The organism is Aeromicrobium sp. SORGH_AS_0981, from assembly GCF_031453195.1.
Taxonomy (GTDB): Bacteria; Actinomycetota; Actinomycetes; order Propionibacteriales; family Nocardioidaceae; genus Aeromicrobium.
The window spans coordinates 824,215-837,928 of record NZ_JAVIZD010000001.1; the positions used below are offsets into that span (position 1 = coordinate 824,215).

The following is a 13,714-nucleotide window of genomic DNA, read 5'->3' on the forward strand; positions in this document are numbered from 1 at the left end:
CTGATGCCATCCACCTCGCCAGTGCCGCGCGTCGTCCTGGGCTTCGTCGTCCAGGCGCTCGCACTGGCCGTACTCGCCCTCGTCTTCGTCGCCGCGCGCCGCGCACTCGACGTCGACGCCACCATGAACTGGGGCCTCTACGCCCAGCTCGTGCTGTTCACGACCTTCGCGTCCGTCCTCGGAGCGATCTACCGACGCCCCCACCGCGATCAACACGACTGACCACCGGAGGTAGCCATGCACCGCCCCAGCCGCAGCTGGACCACGATCCCCGGCATCCTCGTCCACTGGACGGAGATGACCCTGCTCGCGCTCGCCTACGTGTACGCGCGGCACCTCGTCGGCGTCGATCCCACACCTGACTGGGACCTCGCCGGGTCGATCGTGCTCCTCGGCACGCTCGTCCTCTTCCTGGTCTGGAACTACGGACGGCCGCGTCCCCGATGAACGGGGACGCAGCCCGTCCTCAGTGCGAGACGTTCTCCACCGACGGCGCGTGCTTGAGGGTCCGCCACGACACGAGGGCGGCGAGCAGGGCCACGCCGATCGCCAGGCCCGACGTCCGCTGCACGCCGAGGTCGAAGGCGGCGCGCGCCGACTCCGCGAGCGCGGCACCCATCTCGTTCGGGTACCGGTCGGCCATCCTCAGCGTGCTGCCGAGCGTCTCGAACGCGTGGTCGCGCTCGCCGTGCTGCAGCATGGCCGGCACGGTCAGCTCGGCCCGGTAGGTGGCCGTGAGGATGCTGCCCAGCACCGCCGTGCCCAGCACGGCACCGATCTCGTAGGCGGTCTCGGAGATCGCCGACGCCGACCCTGCCTTGTGCGGCGGGACGGCCGCGAGCACGAGGTCGTTCGTCAGGGTCTCCGCCAGACCGATGCCCACGCCCATCACCGCGAAGGCGACGAGGACGCTCACGACCGTCGGGTGCCCCGTGAACGCCGCCACGGCGTAGCCGAGCGACGACGCGACGAAGCTCAGGCTCACCAGCACGCGCACCGGGAAGCGGCGCACCAGCCGCACCGCGACGAAGCCGCACGCCATCGTGACCAGCAGACCGGGCAGCAGCACCATCGCCGACGTCATCGGCGACAGCCCCAGCACCAGCTGCAGCAGCTGGGCTGCGAAGAACAGGAAGCCGGTGAGGCCCATGAGGCTCAACAGGTTGGCGGCGAGCGCCCCGCTGAACACCGGGTTCCGGAACAGCGTGAGGTCGAGCATCGGCGACGCACTGCGCCGCTGACGGCGGACGAACAGCACACCGGCGGCGACCCCGAGACCGAACGACGCGAGCGTCACGTCGTCGAGGCCGGCCTTCGCGAGGTGCTTGATGCCGTAGACCACCGGCAGCATCGCCACCACCGCGAGCAGGATCGACGTCGGGTCGAGCGGGCCCGGGTTCGGGTCCTTCGACTCCGGCACGAGCCACAGCGCCAGCGGCACCAGCAGCACGATCAGCGGCACGTTGATGAGGAAGACCGAGCCCCACCAGAAGTGCTCGAGGAGGTAGCCGCCGAGCACCGGGCCGAGTGCTGCACCACCGGAGAACATGGCCGCCCACGCGGCGATGGCGAGCCGGCGATCGTGGGCGTGGTGGAAGACGTTGCGCAGCAGCGAGAGCGTCGACGGCATGAGCGTGGCGCCGAAGAAGCCCAGCAGCGCACGAGCCGCGAGCAGCATCTCGGCGCTGCTCGCGTAGGCGGCGACGAGCGAGGCCGCGCCGAAGCCGATCGAGCCGATCACCAGCAGCCGGCGCCGGCCGACGCGGTCGCCGATGCTGCCCATCGCGATGAGCAGACCCGCAAGCATGAGCGCGTAGACGTCGACGATCCACAGCAGCTGGGAGCCCGTGGGACGCAGCTCGGTGCTGATCGACGGCAGGGCGAAGCTGAGCACGGTGTTGTCGACCGAGACGAGCAGCACGGGGATCATCAGGACGGCGAGGGCGCACCACTCGCGCAGGCCCGCGCGCACGGGGGGCACCTCGGGCAGTGCCGATGCGTGGGGGCTCGACGGACGGGTGTCGTCGAAGCGGGGGTCGATGGTGGTCATGGCGGGGCCTCCTCTCGGCGGACGTGGAAGGGTCCGGGCGACGCCCGGACCATGCCCTCCACTATACCGTCCAGCCGGTACAGTTCCCAACCCGGGCGGACGCTCGCGTCGGTGATCCGTGTCGCAGCCGGCCGGGTAGGCTCACGCCATGCCGCCGGCCGAGCGCTCCACCCGCGACCGCGTGCTCGACGCGTTCGAGACGCTCCTCGTCACCCAGGGCAGCCGCGCGGCCACCCTCGACGCCGTCGCCGCGCAGGCCGAGGTCTCCAAGGGTGGTCTGCTGTACCACTTCCACAGCAAGGACGAGCTGGTCGACGGCATGCTCACCCGGCTGCGGGAGCAGGGCGCGCGCGACGCCGCGGCCATGCGCGAGGCGACCCAGGGCCCGGTCGACTACTACCTCGAGACGTCCGTCGACTCCGGCTCCGACTTCGACCGCGCCCTCATCGCCGCCGCCCGCGTCTCCCAGGAGAACGACACGCGCGCCTCCGACGCGCTCGCCGACCTGCGCGAGGCCTGGTTCGTGGTCCTGCACGAGCACCTCGGCGACGAGCCCCTGGCCCGCACCATCCAGCTCATCGGCGACGGCCTCTACTTCGACGACACTACCGGCCTGGCGGAGAAGAACGCGCTCCAGCACGTGCGCGACGTGCTGCAGCGCCTCGGCGCCCTCTGACCGTCATGTGATCGGCGACGCGATGTCGCCCGATGTTCACCCGCGGCGGCTGCCCTGGTGTCATGAAGCTGCTCGCTGTCAGTCTCGCCGCCGCCGGCGCGATCGCCACCCCCAGCGTCGCGGTCGCCACGCCGGTCGCACCCACGCACGACAAGCCGGTCGTCCAGCACGGCAAGAAGCCGACCCGCACCGTCACCGTCTTCGCGCACCGCGGCGCGTCGGGCCACCGGCCCGAGCACACGCTCGCCGCGTACGAGCTGGCCATCCGCCAGGGCGCCGACGTCATCGAGCCCGACCTCGTCAGCACGAAGGACGGCGTCCTCGTCGCGCGGCACGAGAACGAGATCAGCGGCACCACCGACGTCGCCTCGCACCCGGAGTTCGCGGACCGGCGCACCACCAAGGTGATCGACGGCGTCGACGTGACCGGCTGGTTCACCGAGGACTTCACGCTCGCCGAGCTGAAGACGCTGCGCGCGGTCGAGCGTCTCCCGCAGGTGCGGCCGGGCAACACCGTGTACGACGGGCGCTTCGAGATCCCGACCTTCGCGGAGGTCGTCGAGCTGGCGAAGCGCGAGAGCCGCGGCCGCCGCACCATCGCGGTCGCCCCCGAGACCAAGCACCCCACCTACTTCCGCTCGATCGGGCTCGACCTGAACCGTCCGCTCGTGCGCGCGATCCGCAAGGCCGGCTGGGACCGGCGCAACGCGCCGATCGTCGTCCAGTCCTTCGAGACCTCCAACCTCAAGGAGCTCGCCCGCTGGACCCGCGTGCCGCTCGTGCAGCTGACGTCGGCGTCGGGCGCACCGTACGACCTGGTCTCGCGCGGCGACGACACGACGTACGCCGACCTGACGACGCCGCAGGGTCTGCGCTCCGTCGCCCGCTACGCCCGCTGGATCGGGCCCGACAAGAGCCAGGTCATCCCCCGCGACGCGAAGGGCGCGCACACGACGCCCACGTCGCTCGTCGCCGACGCGCACCGCGCCGGGCTCAAGGTCGTGGTCTACACGATCCGCAACGAGAACCAGTTCCTGCCCACCGACCTGCGCATCGGGACCGACCCGAACGCGCAGGGCGACGTGCGCACCGAGCTGTTCCGCTACTTCGACGCCGGCGTCGACGGCGTCTTCGCCGACTACCCCGACTCCGCCGTCGCAGCCCGCGCCGCCTGGCAGAAGCGCCGCTGAGCCGCGCTCAGCCCGCGCGGCGGCCCAGCACGTCGTAGTGGGCGACGACGAAGGCCCGGTTGCGGTCGACGTCGCGCAGGCGCAGGTCAAGGCGCGCCGGCAGCAGCGGCCTGCCCGACCCGAGCGTGACGGGTGCGATCGAGACGACCAGCTCGTCGAGCAGTCCCTCCCCGGCGAGGTCGGCGGCGAGCCCACCTCCCCCGACCACCCACACGTCCCGACCGTCGGCCGCCGCGACGACCTGCGGCCACCAGGCCGTCGGCGCGCCGTGGACGAGCCGCACGCTCGACGAGGCGAGGTCCGGCGTCCGATGGGTGACGACGAAGGTCGGCTGCGCGTAGGGCCAGTCCTCCCCCGAGCGCGCGACGTGGTCGACGATCCAGCGGTAGGTCGTCGCCCCCATCACGAGGGCACCGGCACCGTCCATGTGCTCGTGCCCGCCGGCGCCCTCAGGGTCGTGGTCCTGCTCCAGCAGCCAGTCCAACGAGTCGTTCTCGTCGGCGAGGAAGCCGTCGAGCGTGGTGGCGGTGACGTAGCGGACGCGGGGACGTTCGGTCATGGATGGAGGCCTCTCGGGTCGTCGTGCCCGGCACGGCGGTGCCAGAGGATCGGGTCGGGGTCGGGCAGGTCGGTGGCGCCGGCCTGCGCGAGCATCCACCGAGCCACGTGCCGACGCTGCATGGAGAACGTCAGCACATGCGACGCCACCTGACCGAGGCGGAAGGACTCCGGGGGTTCGCACAGCGCGTCGACCACGGCGTCGCCCCAGGCGGAGCGTCGCTGCACGTCGCGGACCCAGGCGAGCCAGGGCGGGGACAGCTCGTCGTGCCGTTCGACGAGGTCCGCAACGCTGACGACGCCGAGGTCGGACGGCGCCACGCCGCCCTCCACCACGGCCAGCCACGGCTCCACGCCGAGGGCGAGGTGGGTCAGCACGGCGCGCAGGGTCTCCTCGGGCCCGTGCCAGTCGGTGAGGCGGTGGCCCGGCATCCGCACGGCGTCCAGCACCTCCGCCTCGAGCGACCGCGCCGCCCGCAGCAGCGCCCCGACGTCGTCGACGTCGTGCCGAACGAGCATCTCCAGGACGTCGCCGGCGGGGTGCTCCCGCGCCTCCCCCGCATCGAGGTACAGGACCGACGGGCCGTGGAAGTGGATGCCGTTCGGCGCCGGGAGCCAGTGCCCTCGCTCCACGGCGGGCGGCAGCTGCGACGGCGGGTGTCCGAACGCGCGACCGAAGGCGCGAGCGAAGCCGTCGACCGAGTCGTAGCCCGCGGCGAGGGCCACGTCGGTGACGCGGGCGCCGCGCTGCAGCTGCCAGGCCGCCCGCTCCAGCAGCACCCGGCGGCGCAGGGCGACGGGCGGCTCGCCGGTGGCCGCGCTCAGCTGGCGCGAGAGGTGGAAGGCGGACAGGTGCGCGCCTGCGGCCATGTCCCCCAGTCGAGGACGCTCGTCAGCCAGCACCGCGTCGAGCAGGGCGACGAGACGGTCCGGCGGAGGAGCGGGCATGCGACCAGTCTGGACGCCACGACCCGGGCCACGCCCGACCGTTCTTGCTGACCTACCGCCAGGTCTCGCCGACCGTCGAGACGTCGCCGCGTCCCGACGTCAGCGAGGCGACGGTCGCGCCCAGCTCACCGTCGCGGCCTGGCTCGACGGCGAGCGTCAGCGCCACGCGCGTCCCGTAGACGACGTCGACGACGTCCCACCCGGAGCGCAGGCGGTTCTCGACCACGCCGACGAGGTCCACCGGCACGGTCACGTCGACGAGGAGTCGACGTCGACGCACCCGCGTGCCAGCGGCGTCGAGGGCGAGCGCGGTCGCGTCGCCGTAGGCCCGCACCAGGCCGCCGACGCCCAGCAGCGTCCCGCCGAACCACCGCGACACAACGGCGACCACGTCGCTCACGCCACGTCCCGTCAGCACCTCCAGCATCGGCCGACCCGCGGAGCCGGACGGCTCGCCGTCGTCGTTCGAGCGGCGCAGCCGGGCGTCCGGGCCGACGACGAAGGCCGTGCAGTGGTGCCCGGCCGTCGGGTGCCGTGCCCGCACGGCACCGACCACGGCGCGAGCCGCTTCCTCGTCGCCGACCGGGGCGACGTGCGCGACGAACCGCGAACGGCTGACCTCGAGCTCGGCGTCGGCCGAGCCCGCAGGCACCAGGTACTGGTCGGCGGTCAGCGGCGGCGCAGCTCGAGGAAGATGCTCGGGCCGAAGTCGCGCGACGCGAGCCGCTCCTGCAGGGCCTTCTCGACCGAGACGAGCAGACCGGTCGGGAGCGCCTTCTTCAGCTTCTCGCTGCGCAGGTTCGAGACCGACAGCTTGCGCTCCAGGTGCAGCCCGGCGGATGCGAGCTGCTCGACGACGGTGTCGACGTTGTGGTTGACGAACGCGATCGCGTCGGGCTCCTCGGCCGTGGCCGTGCGGATGCTGACGGGCTCCTTCGGCAGGGCCTTGCCCTCCTTCTTGAACCGGCGACGGTTCTTGAAGTGGCCGTAGTTCGCGACCTCGATGAGGGCGGTCGCGCCGGGCTTCAGCACCCGCGCGATCTCGGAGAACTCGGTGGTCGGCTCGGGGATGTGGTGCATGACGCGCACCATCGTCAGCAGGTCGAGCGAGGCGTCGTCGAACTGCAGGTCGTCGGCCTGCATCTGCACCTGCGCGATGTCGGTGCCGGCGAGCACGCGCTCGGCCGCCTCCAGCTGGGTGCGGCTCGGCTCGGCGAGCGTGACGTGGTCGGCGTACTCGCGCAGCAGCAGGCAGAGCCGGCCGAAGCCGCCGCCGACGTCGGCCGCCCGGCCGAAGTGACGGCCGTCCAGCAGACGGCGGATCGCCGCCTCCTCGGCAGCGTGCTCGTAGTCGCGGTTGTCCCAGTAGGCCGTGTAGTCGTAGCCGCGGTCGTACTGGTCGGCAACCTTCTTGCGCTTCTCGTCCGTCACGCGCGCCAGCCTAACAACGCACCCCGCCCCCAGCCCGTGCGGTGCGCCCCGCCCTCCGCCGGTCGGTGCTACGGAGCCGCGCCCACCGCTGGTCGAGTAGCAGGGACGAGCTTGCGAGGTCCCTGCGATGGAGCCGTCGCACGAGGGGCGTAGCCGCGACGGAGCGAGACCACCCGGCAACAGCTCAGCGCGAGCCAACCTCCAGCGACCGCTCGGAGTGGTCTCGATACGCCCGGACCACGCTCCTTCGTCGCAGCTCCGCGCTACTCGACCAACGGTTGTCTCGCTGGTCGAGTAGCGGCGACGGCGAGCGCCAGCGAGCTCGTCGCCGCGTATCGAGACCACCCGGCAGCAGCCCAGCGCGAACCAACCCCCAGCGAACGCTTGGAGTGGTCTCGATACACCCGGAGCACGCTCCTCCCTCACGGCTCCGCGCTACTGGACCAGCAACACTCACCGCTGGTCGAGTAGCGGCCACGCGCGACGAAGGAGCGCCGTGGCTGCGTATCGAGACCACCCGGCAGCGGCTCGGCGCGAACCGGCTCCCAGCGAAAACTTGGAATGGTCTCGATACGTCTCCGCCAGCTCCTCCGTCGCGGCGTCGACTACTCGACCAGCAACACTCACCGCTGGTCTCGATACGGCGGGACCGGCTTCGCCGGTGCACCACTCGACCTGGCTTCACCGTTCAGGCGCTGGGCGCCTTCAGGTTCAGCCAAACGTGCGGGGGCCGAACTCCGGCTGCTCGCGCTTCATCCCGGCCTTGCGGGCGATCACGGTGTTCGGGGAGCGGAACATGGCGAGCTGGTAGAGGCGCTCGCGGCGGAACGCGGAGCGCAGCCCGCCGAGGCGCACCTGGTTGAGCAGCTTCTTGCTGGCTGCGACGGAGTCGGGCGACCGGGCGACGATCGCGTCGACCAGCTCCAGCGCCGGCTTCAGCGGGTCGTCGGCGACGCCGGACGCCAGACCGATCTCCGCAGCCTCGGCGCCCGAGACGGTCTCACCGGTCATCGCGAGCCGCTTGGCGACGTCGGCGCCCACCAGCTCCACGAGGGGCACGGTGCCGCTCATGTCGGGCACGAGGCCCCACTTGGCCTCCAGGAGCGACCACTGCGCGTCGGGCGCGGTGAAGCGGAAGTCGGCGGCGAGCGCGAGCTGGATGCCCGCACCGAACACGTGGCCGTGCGTCACGGCGATCACGGGCACCGGCAACTCGCGCCAGGCCCAGAGCGCCTGCTGGAAGCCGTTCGTCGCCCGCCAGGGCAGGGTGAGGAAGAACCGGGCGACCTTTGCCCGCTGGGGTTGCACCGACGCGAAGTCGAGGCCGGCGCAGAAGGAGTCGCCCTCGCCCTGGAGCACGACGGCGCGAACGCCGCGGTCGCGGCGCACCTCGGCGGCGGCGTCGAGCAGACCCTGCAGGACGTCGAAGTCGACGCCGTTGAGCTTGTCGGGCCGGTTGAGGCTCACGTAGGCGACGGGCCCGTCGATGCGGGTGAGGACGGCAGACGTGGTCATGGACCCAGGCTAGACCTCGCCCCGACGCGGTCGCGGTCAGCGCACGCGGTCGAGGACCTTGCGCACGGCGGTGCCGACGTCGGCGGCGACCTCGGGGGCCTCGGTGCCGTAGCGGATCCGCAGCTCGTCGGGCCAGCCGGGAGTGGCCCGGATGAAGGCGGCGCGTCCACCGTTCTCGACGTGGTGACGCACGATCCCCGCCGAGTCGCCCGGAGCGTTCCAGAGCACGACGACCGACGGAGACAGCCTCCAGGCGAGGTCGAGCACCTCCCGCGGGCCGATGTCGGGACCGATGACGCGCAGCACGACGTCGGCCTGCGCGAGCGCGGCCGCCCAGGCGACGAACGGGAGCGCCTGCGACTCCTCCGTGAACGTCGCGAGCAGCACCTGCGGCTTGAGCCCACCCTGGGCGGGCGGGGCGCTGGGTCCGCGCACCTCGAGCAGCGCGTCGAGCACCGCCCGCAGCGCCAGGGTCAGCGCGTCGCGCTCGAGGTTCCCGCGGGTGGCCTCCTGCGTGAGGCGGCTCAGGGTGGGAGACAGCACGTCGCGCCACGCCTCGAGCACGGACGACGACTCCAGCACGCCGGTGACGAGCTGCTTCATACGTGTCTCGTCGCTGGCGGTCGCTGCGGCGAGCAGGGAGTCGAGGAGGTCGTCGGTCTCCACCTGAGCCGTGTGGCCGGTCTCGCCCCGCAACGCCGACGCGAGATCGTCGCGGTCGAGGTGCCGGGCGACGCGCGCCGCGTCCTGCGCCGAGACACCGCGCGAGACCATGCGGCGCACCAGCTCGACGCGGGTGATGTCGCGCTCGGTGTAGCGGCGGTGCCCGCCGTGCGTGCGGTGGCTCGGACCGATGCCGTAGCGACGCTCCCAGGTGCGCAGGGTCGACGCAGCGACACCGAGTCGCGAGGAGACCGCTCCCACGCCCCACGTCAGGTCAGTGCCGGCGTCGGCGACGTCGCTCCACTGTCCCGCGGGCTGACGGGGTTCCTCGGGACGTCCTGGTGTTTCCTTCACCCACGCCACCTCCCAGCCTTCCTGGGTAGGTTGCTCATGTTACGGAGGATCCAGGATCTTGCCATTCTGGTTCAAGGTGCATAGATTGTGAGCAAGTTGTGTTTCTGGTCGGAGCCTCTCCGTCCCGGAGCCCATCAAGGTCGCCGGAGACTCCGACGCGACCGAGAGGGGGCACGAAATGGTCAACATCAGACGCCTGCCGATGCCGCTGCAGGAGACGTACGACTGGCAGTACGACGGTCTCTGCCGTGAGGTCGATCCGGAGAGCTTCTTCTCCCCGGAGGCCGAGCGCGGAGCGCCGAAGGCCCGCCGAGAACAGGCCGCGAAGGCACTCTGCCTGCGCTGCCCGGTGATCGAGCAGTGCCGTGAACACGCGCTTTCGGTGCAGGAACCGTACGGTGTGTGGGGAGGGCTCAGCGAGGCCGAGCGGCGCGACATCCTCAGCCGCAGCCCGCACCCTCACCGCGCTGCCTGACCCCTACCGAGAGGACTCCCCGTGTCCGACGCATCCCTGTCCGGCAAGACGATCGCCTTCCTCACCGCCGAGATCGGCGTGGAGAAGCCCGAGCTCGAGGAGCCGTGGAAGGCGGTGGTCGAGGCCGGTGGCACACCCGTGCACATCGCGCCCGAGGCCGGCACCGTCCAGTCGATGGTCAACGACACCGACAAGGACGCCACGTTCGAGGCGACCGTCGCCGTGGCTGACGCCTCGGCGTCCGACTACGACGCCTTGGTGCTGCCCGGCGGCACCGTGAACGCCGACAAGGTGCGCTCCGACGAGACGTCGGTCGCGCTGGTCAAGGCGTTCGTGGACGCCGGCAAGCCGGTGGCCGCGATCTGCCACGCACCGTGGACGCTGGTCGAGGCCGACGTGCTCCCCGGCAAGACGCTCACGTCGTTCCCGTCGCTGGCGACCGACGTGAAGAACGCCGGCGGCACCTGGCAGGACGCCGAGGTGTTCCACTGCCCCGCCAACGGCTGGGACCTCATCACCTCGCGCAACCCCGACGACATCCCGGCGTTCAACGCCAAGCTCGTGGAGGTCTTCGCGGGCTGAACCCCGCGACCCCCGAACGACGACGAAGGCGCTGTCACCCGACCGGGGTGACAGCGCCTTCGTCGACCGAGGGGCCTTCGTCGTGCGCGAGGCGCGTCAGGAGCCGGGCCACTCGCCGGTGACCTTCTCGAACGTCCGGGCGCCCTGGCGGTTGATGACCGCCTTGACGACGGCGTAGATCGCGCCCTGCAGCGCCGCTGCGACGAGGATCTCCTTGATCGGGTACTCGCTCTCGAGCGGGCCGGGTGCGTCGGAGCGCTCGTCGCTGCTGGGGCTGACCCGCTTCCAGATCTGCTTGAAGATCAGGCTCGACAGCAGCCCGCCGAGGATCGAGCTCACGATCCCCACGGGGCGGTAGAGGAGCTTGGCCGAGGTGCTGGGCTGCTTCGAGGGTGCGCGACTGGGCATGGGACCGACGGTAGCCATCCGCACGGGCGCGCGCACCCCGGCGACGATCAGGCGTCGTCCCGACGGCGGACCACGTCGGGACGGGTGAACGCCGACCCGAGCAGCGCCGTGGCCACGACCTGCTGCACGCGCTGCCGGCGTCGGCTGAGCGCAGCGCGACGTCGGGTCGCCGTGGTGAATCGGTCCACGGCCTACTCCGTCCGCAGGTGCACTGGGCGGGCCGCGTCGACCGCCACCGGCCTGACGAGTCGGGCGGCCGCCCAAGCTGCGAGGCTGACGCACGCCCAGGTGCCGAGGATCCCGACGACGACCGCCACCAGCCGGGGTCCGGCGAGCGACTCCCCGACGAGCAGCAGACCGGAGTAGCCGAGGGCACCGATCGTCGCACCCGTCACGCCGAGCGGGACGGCGACGAGCCGCACCTGGCGCAGGAGCGCCTGGTCGAGGTCGGCCTGGGTCGTGCCCGTCGCCGCGAGGAAGGCTGTCTCCCGGCGCGACTCCCAGATCGACTCGACGGCGTGCACGGCCAGGGAGCCGGCGACCACCGCGAGCGCGACGAGGGCCGCCACGGCGGTGGCGACCGCACCGACGTCATAGGTGTCACCGCCGCCCCACTGGCCCATCGCCATGACGTCCCCCGAGAAGACGGCCGTGGTCCCGAGCGTGAGTCCGATCGCGCCGACACCAGCCGCCGCCCTGCCGGCGGCACCAGGAGCCACGAGCACGCGCTGCGCCGCCAGGAGCTCGGGGGCCGTGCTCGCACGTCGGAGAGCACGACGGGCGACGCCGTAGGCGACCCATGGCGCGGAGCCCACCAGGCCGAGGACGATGAGTCCGAGGGCCGCGAAGGTGAGCACGAGGTAGAGGTCGCTGCCGTACCCGGACCCCAGCTGCGTGACCAGCAGGACGGCACCGACGACCAGCGCTGCGGGACCCCGCCACGACAACCCCGAGCGCAGATCGACCCGGCGTGTGACCCCCAGCGGGTCGTCCTGGCCCGCTCGCGCACCGACACCGGCGCCGACCAGGACGACTCCGACGAGGACGAGTGGGACGAGCCACAAAGGCGGGAACGACGTCGGGGCGAGGAAGCCCGGGCCCGCGAGCAGGGACCGGAGCAGCAGGAACGCGGGGATGCCGAGCACTCCTCCGACGAGCGCGGGCAGCGCCACCTCGAGGGCCGCGAGGGCTCGCACGTCGCGCCGGGTGGCCCCCGCGAGCCGGAGGGCCGCGTCGCGTCGTTGCCTGGAGGTGGCGCCCAGCCGCACCGCCTGGTCGAGCAGCAGCAGCGGGGGCAGCACGAGGACGATCGCGCCGAAGAGCACGCCGCCGCGCGTCCCTGGGTCGGCGACGATCCAGTTGACGGCCTCGAGGTCGGTGCCGTAGCCGACGGCGTCGACCACGAGGTCGGAGGGGACGCCGTCGAACCAGAGCATCGCGATCGACGCGGCCGCCATGAGCACGGCGGTCGCGACCGCGGTCGCGGCGACCACGACCAGCGCGCGCGACCCTGCCCCGGCGCGCAGGAGCGCGGGCACGACGGTCCTCATCGGGCCGTCTCCTCGCTGACGACACGACCGTCGCGCAGCACGACCTCGCGGTCGAGGGCTGCGGCGACGCGATTGTCGTGGGTGACGACGACGAGGGCCGCGCCGGACTCCGCGGTGGCGGAGCGCATCACGTCGATCACCTCCTCGGCGGTGACGGTGTCGAGCGCGCCGGTCGGCTCGTCCGCCAGCACGAGACGGGGCGAGGTGACGAGGGCGCGGGCGATCGCGACCCGCTGCTGCTCACCGCCCGACAAGGCGCCCGGCCGCTCGCCGGCGAGGTCCCCGACCCCGAGCCGATCCAGCCAGTGGTGGGCGGCTGCCTCGGCCGCATCTCGAGCCGACTTCTCGAGCAGCAGCGGGAAGGCCACGTTCTGCAGGGCTGTGAGCTCGGGGACGAGCTGCCCGAACTGGAGCACCAGACCGATCTCGCGCCGCCGTAGCCGCGTGCGCTGTGCGTCGTCGAGGGTGTCGAGGTCGTGCCCGACGACCTCGACCGTCCCCGACTGCGGCCTGAGGACACCCGCCAGGGCGAGCAGCAGCGTCGACTTGCCGGACCCGGACCGCCCGGTGACCGCCACCCGCTCACCTTCCGCCACCTGGACGGAGGCGCCTGCGAGGGCGAGCGAACGGCCGTAGGACTGGTGCACCTCGTGGGCGCGTGCGACGACGGCGGGCGGGGACGTGGTCATCGGGTGGCTCCTGCACTGGAGGGGCGTCGGGGTTCGAGGGAGGCTCGCGCAAAGCGGTCGGCGGCGGCCTGGAGCCACTGCAGGTCGGCATCGAGGTGCGCGACGGCGTGGTCGACGCTGACGCGCGCGGCGACGTCGGTGGCGCCGTCACGCTGACGCACGAGCCGGCGCATGGCCTCGAGGTGGGCCTCGCGCTGTCGGCGGAGGTAGCCGACGGCATCGCCCCCTGCGTGCAGCGCGGTGATCGTCTTGCGGACCACGTCGTCCGCGGCCGCCGGAGCGGGCGGCTCGACGTCGTCGAGCCAGGCCTCCAGACGGGCGCGCCCGTCATCGGTGAGGGCGTAGGTGGTGCGCTCGGGACCGCCGGACGGGTCAGCGGTCTCCACCACCTCGACCGCCCCGTCGTCCGACAGCTTGCTGAGCGTCGCGTACACCTGCCCGTACGCGAGCGACTTGGCTGCTGGGAAGCGGGCGTCGTGGGCGCGCTTCACGTCGTAGCCGTGCGCGGGTCCGTCGGCGAGGATGCCGAGCAGCACGTGAGCGAGAGCCATGGCGCGACTATACACATCGTGTATTCATGTGGTGAAGAGTTGCGTGAGATCCCGCGGACGCAGGACGCCCTCCC

Annotated in this window: 18 protein-coding genes; 6 read left to right on the forward strand and 12 right to left on the reverse strand. The window is 72.3% G+C overall.

The features are described 5' to 3' along the window. Positions 1 to 3: 3 nt before the first annotated feature. Together QE370_RS04220 and QE370_RS04225 are read left to right on the forward strand one after the other, a co-directional pair. Positions 4 to 222: a hypothetical protein gene (locus QE370_RS04220; RefSeq protein WP_309633556.1), complete on the forward strand. Its 219-nt coding sequence runs from the start codon at positions 4 to 6 to the stop codon at positions 220 to 222. Positions 223 to 237: 15 nt separating this feature from the next. Then, positions 238 to 447 carry a hypothetical protein gene (locus tag QE370_RS04225; protein ID WP_309633557.1) on the forward strand — a complete coding sequence of 70 codons (210 nt, stop codon included), beginning with the start codon at positions 238 to 240 and terminating at the stop codon, positions 445 to 447. 19 nt (positions 448 to 466) lie between these two features. Here the strand turns inward: QE370_RS04225 and QE370_RS04230 are convergent, their stop codons facing one another. Beyond that, positions 467 to 2,050 carry an MFS transporter gene (locus tag QE370_RS04230; protein ID WP_309633558.1) on the reverse strand — a complete coding sequence of 528 codons (1,584 nt, stop codon included), beginning with the start codon at positions 2,048 to 2,050 and terminating at the stop codon, positions 467 to 469. A gap of 148 nt (positions 2,051 to 2,198) precedes the next feature. Here QE370_RS04230 and QE370_RS04235 point away from each other — a divergent pair, with 148 nt between their 5' ends. Together QE370_RS04235 and QE370_RS04240 are read left to right on the forward strand one after the other, a co-directional pair. Then, a complete protein-coding gene (locus tag QE370_RS04235; protein WP_309633559.1) occupies positions 2,199 to 2,726 on the forward strand; it encodes a TetR/AcrR family transcriptional regulator in 528 nt (175 codons plus the stop codon). Between the two features lie 62 nt (positions 2,727 to 2,788). After that, entirely contained in the window at positions 2,789 to 3,916 is a 1,128-nt protein-coding gene (locus tag QE370_RS04240) for a glycerophosphodiester phosphodiesterase (RefSeq protein ID WP_309633560.1), read from the forward strand. A gap of 7 nt (positions 3,917 to 3,923) precedes the next feature. Here the strand turns inward: QE370_RS04240 and QE370_RS04245 are convergent, their stop codons facing one another. The 6 genes from QE370_RS04245 to QE370_RS04270 form a co-directional block, all read right to left on the reverse strand. Beyond that, positions 3,924 to 4,475 (reverse strand): dihydrofolate reductase family protein, encoded by a 552-nt coding sequence (locus tag QE370_RS04245; RefSeq protein ID WP_309633561.1) that lies wholly within the window; start codon positions 4,473 to 4,475, stop codon positions 3,924 to 3,926. Beyond that, a complete protein-coding gene (locus QE370_RS04250) occupies positions 4,472 to 5,422 on the reverse strand; it encodes a helix-turn-helix transcriptional regulator (protein WP_253021424.1) in 951 nt (316 codons plus the stop codon). The genes QE370_RS04245 and QE370_RS04250 overlap by 4 nt, the downstream gene beginning before the upstream one ends. Positions 5,423 to 5,474: 52 nt before the next feature. Then, a complete protein-coding gene (locus QE370_RS04255) occupies positions 5,475 to 6,074 on the reverse strand; it encodes a YigZ family protein (protein WP_253021425.1) in 600 nt (199 codons plus the stop codon). A gap of 17 nt (positions 6,075 to 6,091) precedes the next feature. Beyond that, complete coding sequence (locus QE370_RS04260) at positions 6,092 to 6,853, reverse strand: class I SAM-dependent methyltransferase (RefSeq protein WP_067860826.1); 762 nt, start codon at positions 6,851 to 6,853, stop codon at positions 6,092 to 6,094. 711 nt (positions 6,854 to 7,564) lie between these two features. Then, on the reverse strand, positions 7,565 to 8,368 hold the full coding sequence (locus tag QE370_RS04265) for a crotonase/enoyl-CoA hydratase family protein (RefSeq protein ID WP_253021426.1): 804 nt from the start codon (positions 8,366 to 8,368) through the stop codon (positions 7,565 to 7,567). A 36-nt stretch (positions 8,369 to 8,404) separates the two neighbouring features. Beyond that, positions 8,405 to 9,385: a MerR family transcriptional regulator gene (locus tag QE370_RS04270; RefSeq protein ID WP_309633562.1), complete on the reverse strand. Its 981-nt coding sequence runs from the start codon at positions 9,383 to 9,385 to the stop codon at positions 8,405 to 8,407. 178 nt (positions 9,386 to 9,563) lie between these two features. Here QE370_RS04270 and QE370_RS04275 point away from each other — a divergent pair, with 178 nt between their 5' ends. Beyond that, positions 9,564 to 9,860, forward strand: a complete 297-nt coding sequence (locus QE370_RS04275; RefSeq protein WP_067860831.1) for a WhiB family transcriptional regulator — start codon at positions 9,564 to 9,566, stop codon at positions 9,858 to 9,860. A gap of 21 nt (positions 9,861 to 9,881) precedes the next feature. Further along, positions 9,882 to 10,442 carry a type 1 glutamine amidotransferase domain-containing protein gene (locus QE370_RS04280; protein WP_396127798.1) on the forward strand — a complete coding sequence of 187 codons (561 nt, stop codon included), beginning with the start codon at positions 9,882 to 9,884 and terminating at the stop codon, positions 10,440 to 10,442. Positions 10,443 to 10,538: 96 nt separating this feature from the next. On the opposite strand, the gene QE370_RS04285 is transcribed toward QE370_RS04280, so the two are convergent. From QE370_RS04285 to QE370_RS04305, 5 genes are read right to left on the reverse strand one after another with little or no spacing between them, the layout of a single operon-like run. Then, positions 10,539 to 10,850 carry a DUF4235 domain-containing protein gene (locus QE370_RS04285; protein ID WP_253021429.1) on the reverse strand — a complete coding sequence of 104 codons (312 nt, stop codon included), beginning with the start codon at positions 10,848 to 10,850 and terminating at the stop codon, positions 10,539 to 10,541. A 47-nt stretch (positions 10,851 to 10,897) separates the two neighbouring features. Then, positions 10,898 to 11,038 carry a hypothetical protein gene (locus QE370_RS04290; RefSeq protein ID WP_309633563.1) on the reverse strand — a complete coding sequence of 47 codons (141 nt, stop codon included), beginning with the start codon at positions 11,036 to 11,038 and terminating at the stop codon, positions 10,898 to 10,900. A gap of 3 nt (positions 11,039 to 11,041) precedes the next feature. Next, positions 11,042 to 12,400 (reverse strand): FtsX-like permease family protein, encoded by a 1,359-nt coding sequence (locus tag QE370_RS04295; RefSeq protein WP_309633564.1) that lies wholly within the window; start codon positions 12,398 to 12,400, stop codon positions 11,042 to 11,044. Further along, entirely contained in the window at positions 12,397 to 13,089 is a 693-nt protein-coding gene (locus QE370_RS04300; RefSeq protein ID WP_253021432.1) for an ABC transporter ATP-binding protein, read from the reverse strand. Before QE370_RS04300 ends, QE370_RS04295 begins: the two co-directional genes overlap by 4 nt. Further along, positions 13,086 to 13,640 carry a PadR family transcriptional regulator gene (locus QE370_RS04305; RefSeq protein ID WP_253021433.1) on the reverse strand — a complete coding sequence of 185 codons (555 nt, stop codon included), beginning with the start codon at positions 13,638 to 13,640 and terminating at the stop codon, positions 13,086 to 13,088. The genes QE370_RS04300 and QE370_RS04305 overlap by 4 nt, the downstream gene beginning before the upstream one ends. Positions 13,641 to 13,714: the final 74 nt, after the last annotated feature.

Bases quoted from the DNA above. Each gene is read 5' to 3' on its own strand.
- QE370_RS04305 (WP_253021433.1), bottom strand. From the start codon at position 13,640: ATGGCTCTCGCTCACGTGCTGCTCGGCATCCTCGCCGACGGACCCGCG.
- QE370_RS04285 (WP_253021429.1), bottom strand. From the start codon at position 10,850: ATGCCCAGTCGCGCACCCTCGAAGCAGCCCAGCACCTCGGCCAAGCTC.
- QE370_RS04300 (WP_253021432.1), bottom strand. From the start codon at position 13,089: ATGACCACGTCCCCGCCCGCCGTCGTCGCACGCGCCCACGAGGTGCAC.
- QE370_RS04240 (WP_309633560.1), top strand. From the start codon at position 2,789: ATGAAGCTGCTCGCTGTCAGTCTCGCCGCCGCCGGCGCGATCGCCACC.
- QE370_RS04275 (WP_067860831.1), top strand. From the start codon at position 9,564: ATGGTCAACATCAGACGCCTGCCGATGCCGCTGCAGGAGACGTACGAC.
- QE370_RS04230 (WP_309633558.1), bottom strand. From the start codon at position 2,050: ATGACCACCATCGACCCCCGCTTCGACGACACCCGTCCGTCGAGCCCC.
- QE370_RS04220 (WP_309633556.1), top strand. From the start codon at position 4: ATGCCATCCACCTCGCCAGTGCCGCGCGTCGTCCTGGGCTTCGTCGTC.
- QE370_RS04265 (WP_253021426.1), bottom strand. From the start codon at position 8,368: ATGACCACGTCTGCCGTCCTCACCCGCATCGACGGGCCCGTCGCCTAC.
- QE370_RS04235 (WP_309633559.1), top strand. From the start codon at position 2,199: ATGCCGCCGGCCGAGCGCTCCACCCGCGACCGCGTGCTCGACGCGTTC.
- QE370_RS04225 (WP_309633557.1), top strand. From the start codon at position 238: ATGCACCGCCCCAGCCGCAGCTGGACCACGATCCCCGGCATCCTCGTC.
- QE370_RS04245 (WP_309633561.1), bottom strand. From the start codon at position 4,475: ATGACCGAACGTCCCCGCGTCCGCTACGTCACCGCCACCACGCTCGAC.
- QE370_RS04250 (WP_253021424.1), bottom strand. From the start codon at position 5,422: ATGCCCGCTCCTCCGCCGGACCGTCTCGTCGCCCTGCTCGACGCGGTG.
- QE370_RS04295 (WP_309633564.1), bottom strand. From the start codon at position 12,400: ATGAGGACCGTCGTGCCCGCGCTCCTGCGCGCCGGGGCAGGGTCGCGC.